Annotated in this window: 15 protein-coding genes, 1 tRNA gene and 1 pseudogene; 13 read left to right on the top strand and 4 right to left on the bottom strand. The window is 62.9% G+C overall.

Translation table 11 applies throughout. The features are described from left to right. The first annotated feature begins 87 nt into the window (after window positions 1-87). The 5 genes from ABWP50_RS02340 (at window position 88) to ABWP50_RS02360 (ending at window position 6,545) form a co-directional block, all read left to right on the top strand. Complete coding sequence (locus ABWP50_RS02340; protein ID WP_353216376.1) at window positions 88-1,020, top strand: UDP-2,3-diacylglucosamine diphosphatase; 933 nt, start codon at window positions 88-90, stop codon at window positions 1,018-1,020. 127 nt (window positions 1,021-1,147) lie between these two features. Continuing rightward, complete coding sequence (locus tag ABWP50_RS02345; protein WP_502950957.1) at window positions 1,148-2,152, top strand: glycosyltransferase family 4 protein; 1,005 nt, start codon at window positions 1,148-1,150, stop codon at window positions 2,150-2,152. A 77-nt stretch (window positions 2,153-2,229) separates the two neighbouring features. Beyond that, window positions 2,230-3,501, top strand: a complete 1,272-nt coding sequence (locus ABWP50_RS02350; RefSeq protein WP_353216378.1) for a Xaa-Pro dipeptidase — start codon at window positions 2,230-2,232, stop codon at window positions 3,499-3,501. Window position 3,502: 1 nt separating this feature from the next. Continuing rightward, window positions 3,503-5,554 (top strand): acylase, encoded by a 2,052-nt coding sequence (locus tag ABWP50_RS02355; RefSeq protein ID WP_353216379.1) that lies wholly within the window; start codon window positions 3,503-3,505, stop codon window positions 5,552-5,554. 79 nt (window positions 5,555-5,633) lie between these two features. Then, window positions 5,634-6,545 (top strand): MurR/RpiR family transcriptional regulator, encoded by a 912-nt coding sequence (locus ABWP50_RS02360; protein ID WP_353216380.1) that lies wholly within the window; start codon window positions 5,634-5,636, stop codon window positions 6,543-6,545. Here the strand turns inward: ABWP50_RS02360 and ABWP50_RS02365 are convergent. Beyond that, on the bottom strand, window positions 6,481-7,080 hold the full coding sequence (locus tag ABWP50_RS02365) for an RluA family pseudouridine synthase (protein ID WP_353216381.1): 600 nt from the start codon (window positions 7,078-7,080) through the stop codon (window positions 6,481-6,483). The two genes, ABWP50_RS02360 and ABWP50_RS02365, sit on opposite strands and share 65 nt — an antisense overlap. 155 nt (window positions 7,081-7,235) lie before the next feature. Here ABWP50_RS02365 and ABWP50_RS02370 point away from each other — a divergent pair, with 155 nt between their 5' ends. Continuing rightward, window positions 7,236-9,425 carry a flagellin N-terminal helical domain-containing protein gene (locus ABWP50_RS02370; protein WP_353216382.1) on the top strand — a complete coding sequence of 730 codons (2,190 nt, stop codon included), beginning with the start codon at window positions 7,236-7,238 and terminating at the stop codon, window positions 9,423-9,425. Between the two features lie 160 nt (window positions 9,426-9,585). Next, window positions 9,586-9,676, top strand: a tRNA-Ser gene (locus ABWP50_RS02375). Between the two features lie 196 nt (window positions 9,677-9,872). Here the strand turns inward: ABWP50_RS02375 and ABWP50_RS02380 are convergent. The 3 genes from ABWP50_RS02380 to ABWP50_RS02390 are packed head-to-tail and all read right to left on the bottom strand — an operon-like array spanning window position 9,873 to window position 12,333. Further along, window positions 9,873-11,594: a recombinase family protein gene (locus ABWP50_RS02380; protein WP_353216383.1), complete on the bottom strand. Its 1,722-nt coding sequence runs from the start codon at window positions 11,592-11,594 to the stop codon at window positions 9,873-9,875. Further along, window positions 11,591-12,031, bottom strand: a complete 441-nt coding sequence (locus ABWP50_RS02385; RefSeq protein ID WP_353216384.1) for a DUF2924 domain-containing protein — start codon at window positions 12,029-12,031, stop codon at window positions 11,591-11,593. The genes ABWP50_RS02380 and ABWP50_RS02385 overlap by 4 nt, the downstream gene beginning before the upstream one ends. Then, on the bottom strand, window positions 12,031-12,333 hold the full coding sequence (locus ABWP50_RS02390) for a DUF3489 domain-containing protein (RefSeq protein WP_353216385.1): 303 nt from the start codon (window positions 12,331-12,333) through the stop codon (window positions 12,031-12,033). The genes ABWP50_RS02385 and ABWP50_RS02390 overlap by 1 nt, the downstream gene beginning before the upstream one ends. A 265-nt stretch (window positions 12,334-12,598) precedes the next feature. On the opposite strand from ABWP50_RS02390, the pseudogene ABWP50_RS02395 reads away from it, so the two are divergent. From ABWP50_RS02395 to ABWP50_RS02420, 6 genes and pseudogenes are all read left to right on the top strand, one after another. Then, window positions 12,599-12,784 (top strand): annotated as a pseudogene (locus ABWP50_RS02395) (transposase); the annotation flags it as partial. A gap of 124 nt (window positions 12,785-12,908) precedes the next feature. Beyond that, window positions 12,909-13,373: a PEPxxWA-CTERM sorting domain-containing protein gene (locus ABWP50_RS02400; protein ID WP_353216395.1), complete on the top strand. Its 465-nt coding sequence runs from the start codon at window positions 12,909-12,911 to the stop codon at window positions 13,371-13,373. Continuing rightward, entirely contained in the window at window positions 13,333-14,292 is a 960-nt protein-coding gene (locus ABWP50_RS02405) for a DeoR family transcriptional regulator (RefSeq protein WP_353216386.1), read from the top strand. The genes ABWP50_RS02400 and ABWP50_RS02405 overlap by 41 nt, the downstream gene beginning before the upstream one ends. A gap of 377 nt (window positions 14,293-14,669) precedes the next feature. Then, the gene (locus ABWP50_RS02410; protein ID WP_353216387.1) at window positions 14,670-15,422 is read left to right on the top strand and encodes a Crp/Fnr family transcriptional regulator; all 753 of its coding nucleotides are present in this window, start codon (window positions 14,670-14,672) and stop codon (window positions 15,420-15,422) included. A 107-nt stretch (window positions 15,423-15,529) separates the two neighbouring features. Then, entirely contained in the window at window positions 15,530-16,015 is a 486-nt protein-coding gene (locus tag ABWP50_RS02415) for a hypothetical protein (RefSeq protein WP_353216388.1), read from the top strand. Between the two features lie 63 nt (window positions 16,016-16,078). Further along, on the top strand, window positions 16,079-16,705 hold a 627-nt coding region (locus ABWP50_RS02420), incomplete at its 3' end, for a helix-turn-helix domain-containing protein (protein WP_353216389.1).

The raw sequence follows: 16,705 nt of genomic DNA on the forward strand, positions 1-16,705 counted from the left end.
ACTATGGCGTCAGGGCATAGCAAGGCGCGAATTGAGCCCGGGGTACGCTTGGGCTGCAGACTTTGGCGCACTTACAGGGGGCTTTGCATGGCTTCGCTGCCGTTTGATGTTGCCGATGCCGTGCAGTGGCGAGAACAGGTCGGTCGCCCGGTTGCGATCGGTGACCAAGTGCCGCCCGTGCCTCCGGCATGGCTGCTGGACGAAGATGAACGCACGCCATCCGGCAAGCTGCGCCTGCGCACAGTGTGGATTTCCGATATTCATCTGGGCACCCAGGGCTGTAACGCCGATCTTCTGCTGGATTTCCTGAAATCGATCCAACCCGAAACCCTCTATCTCGTCGGCGATATCATCGATGGCTGGAAACTCAAGCGTGGCTGGTATTGGCCGCCGCGCCACAATGACGTCGTGCGCCGGGTGCTCAAGATGGCGGCCAAGGGCTGCCGCGTCGTTTATATTCCCGGCAATCATGATGAAATGTTGCGGCCCTATGCCGGTCTGGGCTTTGGCGGCGTGGAAATCGCACTGGAGGCGATTCACACCACCGCCGATGGCCGGCGCTTCTTGGTCTGCCACGGCGATGAATTCGATGGCATCGTGCTCTATCATCGCTGGTTGGCGTGGGCGGGCGATATTGGCTATGGGCTGCTGCTGCGGCTGAATGTGTATTACAACCGGGCGCGCCGCCAGCTCGGCCTACCTTATTGGTCGATTTCCGCGCACATCAAGAAGAAAGTCAAGAACGCGGTGGCGTTCATCAGCCGCTTTGAAGAAGCAGTGGCTGAAGCGGCACGGCTGCGCGGTGTGGATGGCGTGGTGTGCGGCCATATTCATTCAGCCGAAATCCGTGATTTTGGCGGCGTGGTGTATATGAACGATGGCGATTGGGTCGAAAGCTGCACGGCGCTGGTTGAGCATGGCGATGGCCGCATCGAAATCCTCGATTGGGCCGAAATCACCCGCAGTTCTGCAAATCATTCGGTTTCCGTTCAGGACGCGCCGACCAATGCTTTCGCCTGACAGTGCAGAACAGCAAGAAAGCGCCGCCATGTTCCGTCTCACGCTGGTAACCGACGCCTGGGAACCGCAGGTCAACGGCGTGGTGCGCACGCTGGCCACCACGGTGCGCTTGCTGGCAGAGCGCGGGGTGCGGGTGCAGGTGATTTCGCCCGATCAATTCTGGTCGGTGCCGATGCCGTCTTACCCGGAAATCCGGCTGGCGATGACGTCGCGGCGGCGTGTGTCGCGCATGATTCGCGATTTTGCACCAGACGCCCTGCACATCGCCACCGAAGGCCCGCTGGGTTGGCTGGCGCGCGGCTGGGCGATCGCCAACGACATGAAATTCACCACCAGTTTCCACACCCGCTTTCCGGACTATGTGGCAGCACGCATCGGCAGAGGTTCTGAATCGCTTTGGCCGGAACGCGTGTGGCGCGTGCTGCGCCGCTTTCATGGTGCGGCCAGTGCCATCATGGTAGCGACGCCGCGGTTGGCGGCGGAATTGGCCAGCCACGGCCTGCCAGACACGCGGCCATGGTCGCGCGGAGTGGATACCGCATTGTTTCGTCCCGATCTGGCGCCGCATCCGGTTGCGGCCGGGCTGAAACGCCCGCTGGCGCTGCATGTCGGCCGGGTGGCAATCGAAAAGAACATCGAAGCGTTTCTGACAGCGTCGTGGGCTGGTGACAAATTGGTGGTTGGCGATGGCCCGGCACTGGACAGTTTGCAGAAACGTTTTCCAAATGCGCATTTTCTGGGGTCGCTGCATGGACCGGCGTTGGCCAGCGCCTATGCAGCCGCCGATGTGATGGCGTTTCCCAGCCGCACCGATACATTCGGCCTGGTGATGATTGAGGCGCTGGCCTGCGGGACGCCGGTGGCCGGCTATCCGGTGCCAGGCCCGCTTGATATCATTGGCCAGGATGGGTTTGGCAGCGATGGCCGCGCGCCAGGGCGTATCGGCGCGGTTTCGCATGATCTGTCTGCTGCGATGCACCTGGCATTGAGGGCGCGCCGCGCCGATTGCGTGGCAGCCGGGCGGCGCTTTGGCTGGGATGCCTGTGTCGATCAGTTTTTGGCGGCGCTGGTGATGGGCGATGGCGCACCAGTGCCAATGGTGTCAGCCATGCGCGCGCCGTTGGTAGCCTGACAAACCTGCCTGAACGCGTTGCTTGCGGCATGCGCGGTACAGCCCTATGCCGTGGCGTTGCAGGGGAGAGCAGGTACATGCGGGCACGATTGATGACGGCGGCGCTGTTGATGAGCTCGGTACCGGCAGCGGCAGAAACGGTGGCCATCAGTGCCGCACGCATGTTCGATGTGGCCAGCGGCAAGACGACAGATCGCCCGCTGGTGATAGCTGTCGATGGCCGCATCACTGCAGTGGGCCGCCAGGGTGAGCTTTCGATACCGGCCGATGCGCGCCTGATCGACCTGGGCAATCACACCATCCTGCCCGGCCTGATCGACATGCATGTGCACCTGACCAGCGATCCCACGCTTTCGGGGTTGCAGCGCCTGCGCTATCCCGGCAGCTTCTGGACGGCAATTGGCACTGCGATGGCGAAAAAGACGGTTGATGCCGGCTTTACAACCGTGCGCAATGTGGGATCGGGGGATTATGGCGATATCGGACTGAAAAAGGCGATCGAACGCGGTTCTATTCCGGGGCCGCGCATCGTGCCGGCAACCTATGCCATCGGCGCTACCGGCGGCCACTGCGATTCCAATGCGCTGCCCGCCGAATATACGCGGGACCGCCCCGGCATCGCCGACGGGCCAGATGCCATTCGCCAGAAGGTGCGCGAACTGCACAAATATGGCGCCGAAGTGATCAAGTTTTGCGCCACTGGCGGCGTGCTCAGCTTGGGCACCAGCATCGGTGCGCAGCAATTTTCCCAGGCCGAGATGAACGTGCTGGTGGAAGAAGCCCATATGCTGGGCATGAAAGTTGCCGCCCACGCGCACGGCAACGACGGCATAAAGGCGGCAATCCGCGCCGGAGTGGATACGGTGGAGCATGCCAGCCTCGCCGATGCCGAAACCATCGAAATGGCCCGGAAGGCCGGCACCTGGTTCTCGATGGACATCTACAATGATGATTACATCCTAGCCGAAGGCGAGAAGAATGGCCTTGCGCCGGAAAACCTAGCCAAGGAAAAGGAAGTCGGCCTGAAACAGCGCCAGACCTTCCAGGCCGCGTGGAAAGCTGGGGTGAAGATGGTGTTTGGCACTGATGCTGGCGTCTATCCCCACGGTGACAACGCCCGGCAGTTCGCCAAGATGGTCGAATGGGGAATGACCCCGGCCGACGCGATCCGCGCGGCCACCACCAAGGCTGCCGAAGCATTGGGCCGCGAAGCCGATGTGGGCCAGATCGCCGTTGGTCGTTACGCCGATATCATCGCAGTTGCCGGTGATCCCACGCAGGATGTGAACCTGCTGCGTGATATCAAGGCGGTGGTGAAGGGCGGCATGATCGTGAAGGACACTCGCTGACATGCCGCGCTGGTTTACCGCCTTGTTCTGGACCAGCATTGCCGTGGCGGCGGTGGTAGTCGGCCTTGCGAGCTGGGATGCAATTCTCAGCTCCCCGCCAGCAGCCGATCCCGTGCGCCCGCGCGCCGTGAAGATCACGCGGGATGAATGGGGTGTGCCGCACATCAATGGCAAAACCGATGCCGATGTTGCCTATGGCATTGCCATGGCCCAAGCGCAGGATGATTTCCGAAATCTGGAGGAAACGCTTGCGGCGGTGCGTGGCCGTGCCGGGGCGATATTGGGCGAAGGCGGCGCCAAGCTGGATTTCGCCGGCCATCTGCTGGATGCCACTGAAGTCGGTGAAAAGGGCTATGCCACCCTGTCGCCCGCCACGCGCGCGCTGGTCGAGGCCTATGCGCAGGGGCTGAACGATTATGCCCGACAGAATAGCCAGGAAGTTCGGCTGCAAGGCCTGTTCCCGGTCAACGGCCGCGATATCGTGGTGGGCTTTGCCTTGCGCTCACCGTTCTTCTTTGGGCTGGATCGCCCGTTGTCGGCGCTGATCGATGGCAAATTGCCGCCGCGCGATGCCGGGCCGGCCGATGAGCGCGGCAGCAATGCCTTTGCCGTGGCTGGCCAGCGCAGCGCCGATGGCGTCACCAGGCTGATCGTCAACAGCCACCAGCCCTGGGAGGGCCCGGTGACATGGTGGGAATTGGTGGTGCATTCGGATGAAGGCTGGGATTTCGCCGGCGCCAACTTCCCCGGCGCGCCCTATCCGCTGCTGGGTCACAACAAGCATCTGGGCTGGGCCAACACCGTTAACCGCCCCGATCTGATTGATGTGTATAAACTGGTGCTCGATGAAAGCGGCGATCGTTATCGCTATGACGGGCAGTGGCGCGATCTGGAATCGCGCCGCGTGTGGCTGCGGGTGAAGTTCGGCCCGCTGGTGCTGCCAATCCCGCGCACCATCTATCGCAGTGTGCATGGCCCGGTGATCAAGAATGATTTGGGCGCCTTTGCCATCCGCTATGCCGGCATTGGCGATGTCCGGCAGGTGGAGCAATATTACCGGCTGAACAAGGCGCGGGATTTTGCTGAATGGCAGGCGATCATGGCGATGCAGGCCATCCCCGGCACCAATTTCGTCTATGCCGATGCCAAGGGCCATATCGGCATGTTCTACAACGCGCTCTTTCCGGCGCGGGCGGCAGGCTTTGATTGGAAGGGCGTGCTGCCAGGCGATACGTCGAAGCTCGTGTGGCAAAGCTATTTGCCCTTTGCCGGCAATCCGCATGTGATTGATCCGCCGGCCGGCTGGGTAGCCAACAGCAACAACACGCCATTCCTATCAACCGCGCCCGCCAATCAATTGAAGCGCAGCGATTTCCCAGTGGAAATGGGCATAGAAACCTATGTCACCAACCGGGCGCAGCGCTACCAGGCGCGCTTTGCCGGGCTCGGCAATCAGCAGATCAGCCGCGATCAACTGCTCAGCATCAAGTTCGACAAGGGCTATGATCGCACGGGCTGGGCTGGCCGCTGGTGGACCGAAGTGCTGGCGCTGGACACCAAGGGCCGGCCCGATCTCGGCCAAGCGCAGGATCTGATCCGGCGCTGGGATTTCACGCTGGATTGCAACGGACCGGCCGATGGCCTGGTGGCGCTGGCCTTTGCCCAGCACGCGCGCTTTGCCTATCTTCAAAAGCCCGTGCCCAACGCCCGCGCCGGCCTGGAAGAGGCTGTGGCCTTGTTCAAGACGCACTTTGGCCGGCTGGATGTGCCTTTGGGTGATTTTCAGCGCCTGCGCCGCGGCAAGGTCGATCTGCCGATGTGCGGCGGCCCCGATGCGCTGCGCGCGGTGATTGGTACGCCGGCCGATGATGGCAGGCGGGTGGGCAACAATGGCGATGGCTATATGATGCTGATTGAATGGGCGGCCGATGGCACAGTGCGCACCAATAGCGTGCACCATTTCGGTGCTGCCGCCAGCCGGCCACAATCGCCGCACTATGCCGATCAGGCGCCGCTTTTCGCGCGCGAGGCATGGAAAGAGGTGAAGTTCTGAACGGCTTCGCCCGGCGACCGATCGGCATCTACGCAATGTGACCGATTGCACACGGCAGCTGCCGTGGTATCAATCGCACATGACATCGCGTGTGGGCCAGCGGCTTTCCGACAATTACGACCAGCTCACTGTTTCGGAACGGATGATTGCCGGCTGGCTTAGCGACAATCTCGATCAACTCCCCTTCGAAACCGCCGCGTCGATCGGCAGCCGGGTTGGCGTGTCGGCGATGACCGTGGCGCGGCTGATCAAGCAATTGGGCTATGCCAATCTGGCGGCTCTGAAGGCCGATCTGCGCGGCGATGCCCGCGATGCGCCGTGGCTGCTCACGCGCCCGGCGCCATCGGCCGATGCAAGGCTGCAAGCCGAACTGGCCGCGATCACCGGTGTTTATGCGCTGGCCGAAACCCCGGTGTGGGCCAATATCGTTGCGCTGCTGGTGGCGGCGCCGCGCGTGCACGTCGCCGGTTTCCAGACCGAAGCCGGGCTGGCGGCTGGGTTTGCCCGGCATCTGTCTTATGTGCGCAGCCATGTTGGCACCATCGACGGGGCGGCGGGCATACACGATATCTTGATTGATGCCGGGCCGGCTGATGTGTTCGTGGTCATCGATGTACGGCGCTATTCCCGGCAGTTTCGCGTGTTGGCAGACAAGGTGGCGGCGTCGGGTCGGCCACTGGTGCTGATCACCGATCCCTATTGCCCATGGGCGCGCGATCTCACCCCGCATTTGCTCACCGCCGAAGTCGCGCTGGGTCATTTTTGGGACATGAACACCGCGCTGGCCTCGCTGCTCAATCTGCTGGTGGACGGTGTGGTGCAGCGCATCGGGCCGCAGATTGTTCACGAACGTCTGGCGCTATTGGCGGAAAACTACAGTGATTTCATTGGGTTCCAGGGGCGCGTGCTGGCACGAAACCTGCCGGTCAGGGCTCCGCCGGCTGGGGCAGGGGCGGCCAGTTCGGCGGCATCGGCGCCTGCGCCCGAATAATCCGGCCATCGGGCAAGGCGATTGCCAGCGCGCGGGCGTGCAAACGCATCGGGCCGATACTGTCTCCATAAACCGGATCCCCGGCAATCGGGCAGCCGATGTGGGCGGCATGCACGCGGATCTGATGGGTGCGCCCGGTTTCCGGCCGAAACGCCACCAAGCGGCTGGCCTTGTCGATCACCTGCCAGTGCGTGCGCGCTGGCTTGCCGCCGGCAGCAACCACCATGCGCCAGCCAGCCTCCGCACTTGAAATCTTGGCCAGCGGCGCATCGATCAGCCCCGCTGCCGGCGCTGGCAGCGCCGCAAGCACTGCCAGATAGTGTTTTTCGGCGCCTCCGCCGGCAAATGCCGCCGCCAGCAGCTTCACGCCGCGCCGCGACAGGCCCACCGCCAGACAGCCGGATGTGTCGCGGTCGAGGCGGTGGGCGGCCACCGGGCGAAAGCCGGTCAAGGCCAGGCCGGGCAGGTAATCTTCGAGGCTGCGCGGCGTGCGCGGTCCAGGATGCACGGCCAGCCCGGCCGGTTTTGCGATCACGGCCACATCATTATCCCGGTGCAGGATGGGGAAAGGAAATGCCAAGTGGTTCACAATATTGCCTTTTGTAATCGTGTTTAAGCAATGTTCATTGCGTGCCGTATCAATGGCAGCGCCCCGCAACAGTGCGGCGGCGGGAAGCGGGAGTTACCAGGATGACCGTGATTAACACCAACATCAACGCGCTGACCGCCCAGAATGCGCAGCGTACTGCCAACACTGCCATGGGCACCGCCATGCAGCGTCTGTCCACCGGTATGCGCATCAACAGCGCCAAGGACGACGCCGCCGGCCTCGCCATCAGCCAGAAAATGACGGCCGATGTCCGCGGGCTTGCAGTTGCGATGCGCAATGCCAACGATGGCATCAGCATGGCGCAAACCGCTGAAAGCGCGATGGGCGAAGTCACCAACATGTTGCAGCGTATGCGCGAACTGTCTGTCCAGTCTGCCAACGGCACCTTGACCGGCACCGATCGCACCGCCCTGCAGGCCGAAGTCAAGCAGCTCACCGGTGAAATCGACAACATTGGGGTGCGCACCAACTTCAACGGCCAGAAGTTGCTTGACGGCTCGGCACGCAGCGTCAAGCTGCAAACCGGCAGCCGCGCGGGTGAAACCGTGGCACTCAGCCTCAGCTCGACCCGGGCGCGTGATCTTGGCCTCGGCTCCAGCCCGGCCTTGACCGCCACTGGCGCCTTTGAAGCCACGGCCGCCAACCTGACCACCAACCAGGCCCTGCAAGGCGGTGATCTGATCATCAACGGCGTGCAGATTGGTTCGTCCGCGGCTGATTCAGACAATGTATCGTCGGGCAACAAGGCTGCATCGGCGTTGGCCAAGGCCGCCGCCATCAATGCCGCCACGGCCCAAAGCGGCGTGCGCGCCGTCGTTGGCCAGACGGTGATGACCGGCTCGGCCATGACTGCCAATGCCAACACCGGCTCGGTGTCGATCAACGGTATTACCACGGCGTCGATCACGACCACTGCAAACGCCTCCGACAGCCGCCGCATCGTTCGTGATGCAATCAACGCCATCGCTGGGCAAACCGGCGTTCGCGCCGTCGATACCGGTGACAACAATGCCGGCTTGCGCCTCGAAGCCGATGATGGCCGCAACATTGAAGTTGCGCTCACCACGCTTACAGCAGCAGAAAGCGGCCTGAAGGTTGGCGCGCAATCGGGTTCGTTCAGCCTGGAAAGCCTGAATGGCCAGGCCATCGAAATCGGCAGCAACAACAGCACGACTGCCCGCATCACGCGGTCTGGTCTCGCCGCCGGCAGCTTTGATCGCGGTGTTTCCACCGTGTCATCCGATGCCCGCGCTGTCGCTACCAGTGCCGCCACAGCGCGTACACTGAACAGTGGTGATCTGTCGATCAACGGCGTTGCCATCCGCGCTGCCAACGGAAGTGATGATACCTTCAGCTCCACTGCGGTGGCGTCGTCGGCCAAGGCCGGCAGCGCGATCGCCATTGCCAATGCCATCAACGCGTCCAGCGAACAGACGGGCGTGATTGCCAAGGCCAACAGCCAGACGATCCAATCAACCACGACCACGGTGATCGGAACCACGGCCACGGCAACGCTGGGCATCAACGGCACCTTGTTCGACATCACGCTTGATCAAAACCACACGGCCCAGCAAACCCGTGACAATGTCGCCAAGGAAATCAACAAATACAGCGGCCTGACGGGCGTTGTCGCCAAGGACAACGGCCTTGGTGGTCTTGATCTGACAGCTGAAGACGGCCGCAACGTCTCGGTGTACTTTGACTCCGACGAAGGCGCCGCAGCCAACTTCGGTTTGGCGGGTGCGACGATCAAGGGCACCGGAAGTGCTTACACTGTTGTCGGCGACACTGATCCGACCGCGCCAACGGCCGCCATCCAAACGGCCTACAGCACGGTGCGGCTGGAATCGGCCAAGACCATCGATGTCCGCGCCGGCAGCCTCGCCTTTGGCAGCACGTCCAACTTTGGCAACCTGGGCTTTGAAGAAAACGCCTATGGCACCAACAAGGGCGGCCTGCGCATCTCCGAAGTCGATGTGTCGACTGTCGAAGGGGCCACCGCAGCGCTTGACGCGATCGATGAGGCGCTTACCAGCGTCAACCTCGACCGGGCCAACATCGGTGCCGTGCAGAACCGCCTCGAAGCAGCGGTGAACAACCTGTCGTCGAACAGCACCAACCTGCAGGCATCACGCAGCCGCATCCAGGATACTGATTTTGCCCAGGAATCAACCATGCTGGCCAAAAATCAGGTGCTTGGTCAGGCCGCGCAGGCGATGCTGGCACGGGCCAACCAGTCGGCCAGCCAGGTTACCCAGCTGCTGCAGTAAGCCAAGGCAAGGGAGGGCCAACCCCCGCGCCATCATCTGGCACGGGACATTCGCAGCAGGGGCGGCGCCGCAAGGTGCCGCCCCTTTTTCTTGGCCGCTGCCGATGCAAGGCAGTTTACGCCCCGGCCCGCAGTTGCTATCGGCCACACTTCCACGCTGCGGAGCGGTGGCCGAGTGGTCGAAGGCGCACGCCTGGAAAGTGTGTATGGGTCAAAAGCTCATCGAGGGTTCGAATCCCTCCCGCTCCGCCAATGATTTCAATGACTTAGGCAATTTTCGGAGCCTTACAAATTCCTCCGGCATTTGCGGGGGTTTGCGGCGCGGTTCTGACCAGAGAATCCCCTAAGTCGTCCGTGGAGCCGCCCAAACGGCAGAGAATCTCTGCCGCCTGATTGGCCGGTGGGGATTCTAGCCACGGCAGCGTGTGCATCGGCTGCTCGATGCGGCTCAGGCGGTGCCCAGGAGGCGATGCTGTTCGGCCCAATCGAGGTCGATGAGCTTTACGTCTTTCAGCCGTTCGAGCGTGAGGTTGGCTGGCGCGGTGCCGCTGATGATGGCCTCGATGATCTTGGGCGACAGGAAGGCGAGGCGCAGGATGCGGTCGACATAGGTGGGGCCGACCTTTTCGGCGCGGGCGAGCGCGGCAACGGTCATGTCCGGGTTGGCTTGCAGCTGGCGCCACCAGGCGCGGCCCTTGCTGATGGCAGCCAGAAGTTGGGCATCGGGTGACCTGGGTATAGCTGACCCGCCAGCTTCCAGCACCAGACGCATGGCCATGCCGCTGCGCTTGAGGCGGACCGGAAGGGTGATGCCGATGTCAGTCGCTGGCGTGCTGGCAGGATCAACGGCCGGAACGTCGGAGAGCTTGAGGGCCGCCCGCAGCGCATCGGTAGCGACGGTCAGTTGCACAGCCTCAGGGTGGACGTCGATCCTGCGGACGATTGTCGAGAGCAGCGATTGCTGTGCCGCAGGGCGACTGGTGGCCAAGATGTTGGCAAGCTGCTCTGCGCGCTGCGTAAGCTGCCAGGCGGCATCGGGTCCGCCGAGATCGTAACCCAGTGCCGTCGCCAACCCAATCATGTCGCCGAGTTGCTTGGTGATGGCGGCAATGATCAGCGGCTCGATCTCGAGCGCCGGGATCCGAACACCGTTGGCGCCATCATTCTTCGCACGATCAGTGCCCGTGCAACCATGTTGCAGATGCCGACTGACATAGTAGCGGTAGCGGACTTTGCCCTTGGCACTGTGGTTCGACACTAGCGGGGTCTCATCGGCATCGAACAGCTTGCCTACGAGCAGACCCGGATCGCAGACCGTCGGCGCCTGCTGCTTGCCCTGGGTGTTGCCTGACAACTGTGCCTGTACATTCTCCCACAACGCCATGTCGATGATGGGTGGATGGTTGCCCGGATAGCGCTGCGCGCCGTGGCAGATCAGCCCGATGTAGAGCGGGTTGTTGAGCATCCGATAGAGCTGCGCTCGGTTGAACGGTCCGCCGCCATAGGTTCGGCCGGTCAGGCTAATCCGAACTGGCTGTTCGATCCGCTCGCGCAGCAGATGCGCTTGAAGGTCGCTGACAATGCCCAGTTCCAGATAGAGCGCATACACCCGCCGCACGAGGGCGGCCTCGTCTTCAACAATCGCTAAGCTACGTCCGTCGGGTCGATAGCCGATCGGAGGGGTGCCACCCATCCACATGCCGCGCTGCTTGGAGGCAGCGATCTTGTCCCGGATACGCTCAGCGGTGACCTCTCGCTCGAACTGGGCGAACGACAGCAGCATGTTGAGGGTGAGCCGGCCCATGCTATTGGTGGTGTTGAACGACTGGGTCACCGACACGAAGCTGACCCCAGCCTGGTCGAAGGTCTCGACCAGCTTTGAGAAGTCAAGCAGGCTGCGGGTCAGACGGTCGACCTTGTAGACGACCACAATGTCGATCAGCCCCGATCGGATGTCGTCCAGCAGCCGCATGAGCCCCGGCCGCTGCAGGGTGCCGCCCGAGATGCCGCCATCCTCGTAACGGCTGCCCACGCGCGACCAGCCCTCGCTGGCCTGGCTGGTGATATAGGCCGCACAGGCAGCATGCTGGGCATCCAGGCTGTTGAAGTCTTGTTCCAGCCCCTCTTCGGAGGACTTGCGGGTATAGATGGCGCAGCGGATGGTCTTCATGCCGCGTCTGCCTTGTCGCGCAGCCCGAAGAACCGTGGCCCTGACCAACGGGTCCCGGTGATGGCGCGGGCGACCTCGCTGAGGCTGCGCCAGGTCTTGCCCCGCCACTCGATGTTGCCGGCTTCCGAGACCGTGACGACATGCGCCACCCCGTTCCACACGCGGACCAACCGCATGCCAGGTCGAGGTGCACGCAGGGGCGTGACTCTGTCTCCCGTACGGCCTGCCGCGCCGTGCAGGTTCAGTTGCTTCTCAGCGGCCTTTGAGAGGCCGCCAAGCGCCTTCTCCTGCATGGCATGCGCCAGTCCCAGGCGCAGCAGGCCCGCACTGACCTTGGGCGGTTGGGACCGCATCCGCGTGCACCAGACATGGCGCAGGGCATCGAGGTTCATCGCGGCCAGGGCGGCGATATCCTCAGCAAGGCTCAACCCAGCCATCAGCCGATCACCTCAGGAACAACGATGGCGAAGCGCGTGACACCATCGACCAGCGTCTTCTCAATGGTCAGGCCCTGCTTTCGCAGGCCAGTCATGGCAGCCCGGATACTATGTGGCTGCCAGCCGGTGGCCTCGACGAGCTCAGCAAGGCTGGCACCGCCATTTGCCTCCAGCCGCGCGCGGATCAGGCTTGGCTTGCTCACACGGGGCAACGGGTCGGGTGCGACTGGTGTAACTGGCGTAACCAGGGCGGCCGGGGTCTTTGGTGCATCGCGTTCCGCCACGGACTTGCGGATGGTCAAGACCCGGCGTGTGGTCTTTTGCGTTGTGGTCATTGCTGGCTCCTCGTGCGGAGTAGCGGTATGCTGCTCCCACTGGCCAAAGCCCCGAGGGTGGTGATGCTCAGGGCTAGCGCTTCTGCCGATTGCAGCCTGCCGACACAGCAATGCTTCGTTGTCGGCACATGTCGAGCGGAATGTCGGGTTTTGGGCCGTAAGCGCGCTTGCAGTTTTCGGGCGTGCAGGTACCGAAAGCAGACATCCAAGTATCTAATCTTCACAGGCGTACATCCGCCGCCGAACTGTCGAACATGTCTTCGGCACGCTCAAATCATGGATGGGCAGTACGCACTTCCTCACCAGAACACTGAAAAACGTGAGAACCGAGATGAGCCTCAGCGTTCTCGCCTACAACATGAAGCGGATGATCCAAATGATGGGCCTCCCGGCGCTGCTTGTGGCGATCCGGACCTGACAATCACATCATTACCAGCTCTTCCGTCACTGCCGAGAACTGGCTGCCCCAATCCATCCGGGCGTTTTTACACAGCCTCGACCCAACTGTCGCCGTTCGTTATCGGCTGCATCAGCGTCTGCTTTTGACAGGACCGGTCGTTGAAGTTCGGACAGCGACCCGGTCAGCTGCGCTGCCACCAGAACCCACACTACGTCCCGAGCCATCGAGCTGGGCGATGCTGATGGCCGGCTTTGGCGGTATCGGTGCCATGCTGCGCCGGCGCAATTGCGCACCGCCTGGCCGTATGACACGGCCGGCGGCGTCTTGGGCAGGAGCCGCCGGTTTTGCATTTCCGGGCCGCCACGGACGCGCCCACAGTCGGGTTACATGCTCAAAATGGACATCTTTGGCCCCTGCAAGGCGGCCAGGGCCATGGATCAAGCCAGAACAACATGACACTCGTATGATCTCCGGTAGGGTGAACCGTCCTGCGCTCAAGAGGTCGATTTTGTGGCAAATGATCCTGCTGACAGGCGCATCTGCGGCTCTGGCAAGCACGTCCGGTGATGCGACTAGCCTTGGCTGGCCCGGTCGTGCCCGCGCCTGATCCGGGGCCGCCGCTGCGCAGCATCGGCCGCACTATAGATGCCTGGTTGCTCGATATCGTCAGCGGCTGGTTCCGCTTTTTCGGCGGCGATACGCTCATGGTTGAAATCTACCATTGCGCCATGGTGGCGAACACCCAGCATTTGCTGGGTGATGCAATGCTCGCTGTGCGTTTCAACACCGCCCCTGTGACACCGGTTGATTGCCGCCCGGTGTCGGTCGCCGCGATCGCCGTTCGGCTTGGCATCGATTACACAACAGTACGCCGGAATGTCACGGCGATGCGCGAGGCCGGTCAATGCTTCGGCGATCGTCACGGCGTCATCGTGGATCTGGCCGGCGCTCCAGCCTTCATCGCGACGCCGGGCGGCGTGCCGGCGCAGCTGGCGCTGCTTGCCACCCAGTTGCAAGAGCGCGTTATCGACAATGGCTATGACGTCGCCGCCGTTGCTGAGCTGCGCAACGCCCTCGATCTCGATTTCACCCGGCTTGCCGCGGCCGATACGCTGGTCACCCTGCTTGTCGCCAACTATATTGCGCGCGTGATGCTGCCCAGCACCAGCCTGTTCGGGGCAGACCGCGACAGCGCCGCCATCTTTCTGACCATCTATGTCGAAAACAGCCGCTCGGTGGCGGCCGATCCCGGGCTGTCACACGCCGATGGCTGGATCGATCGCGAATTGCTGGCCGTAGCGCTGCGCCCGATATCCGTGACGGAAATTGCCATCCGGCTGGGCATGAACAACGAAACCGTCCGGCGCAAGACCAACCGGCTGATCGATAAAGGGATGGTCCAACGGGTGGTTGGCGGGGTGGTTGTGATCCGCACCCTCACCCTCGCCCCGGTCCATGCGCCGCTGCTCTATCAGGAACTGCTCACCATGCTGGCGCAGGTCAAGCCGGTCGTTGCTGTCGGCTGACACCAGCCGGCCGCCGCGTGCTGGTTGCGGACCTATCCAGCGTACTTGCTTGGCAATCCAATAACATGCAAATCATGGAGCACAGTCATTTCCACATAATGATCATTGTCCGGCCGAAGCATAGCCGGCACGCAAGGCCGCGCCGCGCTCACAGGGGCTGCGGGCCATTTGGAGACTATGTCTATGTGGAAAATGATCCTGCTGGCGGGCGCTTCGGTGGCGGCGCTGGCGTCCTGCCGCCAAAACCCGCTGCAAAGGTCGCGCAGATGAGCAGCAGCACGCAGGCGGCTCCCGCCCACTGATTTTCCGGCGCGCAACCGACAGGTTTGCGCACACTCGATAGCGTGGACCCACAGTTCCGTACACAAGCCGGGGGCATGAGCAATTACAAATTCATCGCTTCGTCTGCCGCAGCAGTCCTGGCCCGCGCTCCCGCGGTAGCCGACCGCTTTGCGGGAGTTCTGCCGCTCTCTCTCGAAGCCCGGCTCGGCGCGCAACTGTGCCCGCGCCCGGTGCCGCCCGGCGCAATCATCACCCTGGCTGGCGACCAATCGCCGCCTCTGATCGCGCTCCTTGCCGGGTCTGTCAGCTTGACGAGCGGTGCCGGGGCCGCGGATTGCGGTCCCATAGTCATCATTGCCGGGCCAGCCTGGGTTGCCACCGCAAATATTCCCACATTGCTTCCGACCAGCGAAGGATTGATGCCGCTCGCGTCTGGCGTGAACAGTGCCTTAGCAACCGTCACGGCCCGAAAGTCGGTGATCGTGGCAACCATTGGTCCTGCGCAACTCGACCGGCTGCGCGGCAGTGATCCCGAACTGCACATGGTTCTCGTTCATTCGGCACGCGCATTGCTTGCCCGGCTGATGTTGGCGCTTTTCGACAGTCTGTTGCCAAGCGCGGAGCGGCGCTGCGCAGCCGCGCTCCTCCGCCTTGCGGCGGGCCGCACGCACATCCCAGTCACCCAAGCCGAACTTGCCTTTCTCGCCGGCGTGTCGCGCCACACTGTCAGCCGCGCCATGCGGGACTTCGAAGACAAAGGAATCCTCAGCCTGGGCTATGGCAGCATAGAACTTCTCGACAGGGATCGCCTGATGCGTCTGCGAGCGGCTGAAGACCGCAAAGGATGAGTGCCGCCGGCATGGCGCCGGAGGTGCAAAGATGCATTGCCAAGATCCAAACTTGACTTGGCTCGCCTACACAAAGTACCTCACGGTATAGTTAGGTGGAGCATGCAATGCATCTGAATCGCCAGCGGGCCCCTCTTGCGCTGCGCACGAGCAGCACGAACGATCCTGATCAAGCGGTCGCGTTGATCCGGCGCATGCACCCGTCTTGCGAATGGATCCAGCCGAAGGGCCGCGCCGACTTCTGCTATCGTTCAACTACCGTGATGCTGGGCGGCGTCGTTATCAGTCGGCAGGCGACCACGGCCTTTGAATCCAACCTCAACCGGGTTGACACGGCCATTCGCGCAGTCGTCGTCGTCAAAGGAGAGGCGACGGCGGCCTGCGGCGAGCGCCAGTCGCAGATCAATAAGCAGTCTGGGCTCAGCTTCCTGCCTCCCGAGGCGAGCGGCAGCTTCAGCGACGGCTATGCCGGCATGTCACTTGCGGTGCCAGTCGACAGGATGACCAGCCTGCTCCGATCAATGCATTGCTATGACGCCCCGCTGGATTTTGCCAGCCGCCACTGGCAATCGACAGGTTTCTCCGCGCTATAGGCGACACGTGCACTTCGCCAGGCTTTCGCCGAACTCGAGCAGGACGGAGACGCACTGCTCGCGGTGCCGGCCGCTGCCGCCGCCCTCGGCGATCTGCTCGGCTACCATCTCGCGCGGGTCATCGCCTGCAACGTGAGGCCGGACGCGGAGCGCGCGCCTTCGGCCGCTCTGCGCCGCTGCCTGGATTTTCTGGAAGGCCACAGCCGCGGCAGGATCGACCTTGTCGATGTGGCGCACCATGCGAATATCAGCCTGCGCTCGGCACAGGCGCTGTTCGCCCGAGAACTCGGAACCTCGATCACCGCCCATTTGCGCCATATCCGCCTGGAGCGTGTTCGCCGACGTATCGAAGCCGGCACCTGCGTCACCATTGCGGCCACCGCGCTTGAAGAAGGCTTCACCCACCTCGGCGAGGTTGGACAAAGCTACCTCACGCGATTTGGCGAGCGCCCTTTCCGACACACTGCGGCGCAATCGCCACCGCTGATCTTGGACGATGCCAGAGTCGGCTGCGACAGGCTGACGACTGCGCCGGCAAGATTGGTCCGGAAAAATCCGAAGGCGGCGCGCGGCTCAAGTCTGCGGGCCGGGCGCGACTGCGGTCTGCGCGTGCGGTGCGGCATAACGATCGGCTCAAACATCGACATTTCAGGACGGACCCCCCAGCATCCGCGCCAACGTCGGCTCCTG

This window comes from Sandarakinorhabdus sp., from assembly GCF_040398645.1.
In the GTDB taxonomy this organism is placed as follows: domain Bacteria; phylum Pseudomonadota; class Alphaproteobacteria; order Sphingomonadales; family Sphingomonadaceae; genus Sandarakinorhabdus.

Excerpts from the sequence above, each read along its gene's own strand:
- ABWP50_RS02360 (WP_353216380.1), top strand. The coding sequence starts at position 5,634 with ATGACATCGCGTGTGGGCCAGCGGCTTTCCGACAATTACGACCAGCTC.
- ABWP50_RS02370 (WP_353216382.1), top strand. The coding sequence starts at position 7,236 with ATGACCGTGATTAACACCAACATCAACGCGCTGACCGCCCAGAATGCG.
- ABWP50_RS02350 (WP_353216378.1), top strand. The coding sequence starts at position 2,230 with ATGCGGGCACGATTGATGACGGCGGCGCTGTTGATGAGCTCGGTACCG.
- ABWP50_RS02410 (WP_353216387.1), top strand. The coding sequence starts at position 14,670 with ATGAGCAATTACAAATTCATCGCTTCGTCTGCCGCAGCAGTCCTGGCC.
- ABWP50_RS02415 (WP_353216388.1), top strand. The coding sequence starts at position 15,530 with ATGCATCTGAATCGCCAGCGGGCCCCTCTTGCGCTGCGCACGAGCAGC.
- ABWP50_RS02355 (WP_353216379.1), top strand. The coding sequence starts at position 3,503 with ATGCCGCGCTGGTTTACCGCCTTGTTCTGGACCAGCATTGCCGTGGCG.
- ABWP50_RS02380 (WP_353216383.1), bottom strand. The coding sequence starts at position 11,594 with ATGAAGACCATCCGCTGCGCCATCTATACCCGCAAGTCCTCCGAAGAG.
- ABWP50_RS02405 (WP_353216386.1), top strand. The coding sequence starts at position 13,333 with ATGCGACTAGCCTTGGCTGGCCCGGTCGTGCCCGCGCCTGATCCGGGG.
- ABWP50_RS02385 (WP_353216384.1), bottom strand. The coding sequence starts at position 12,031 with ATGGCTGGGTTGAGCCTTGCTGAGGATATCGCCGCCCTGGCCGCGATG.
- ABWP50_RS02340 (WP_353216376.1), top strand. The coding sequence starts at position 88 with ATGGCTTCGCTGCCGTTTGATGTTGCCGATGCCGTGCAGTGGCGAGAA.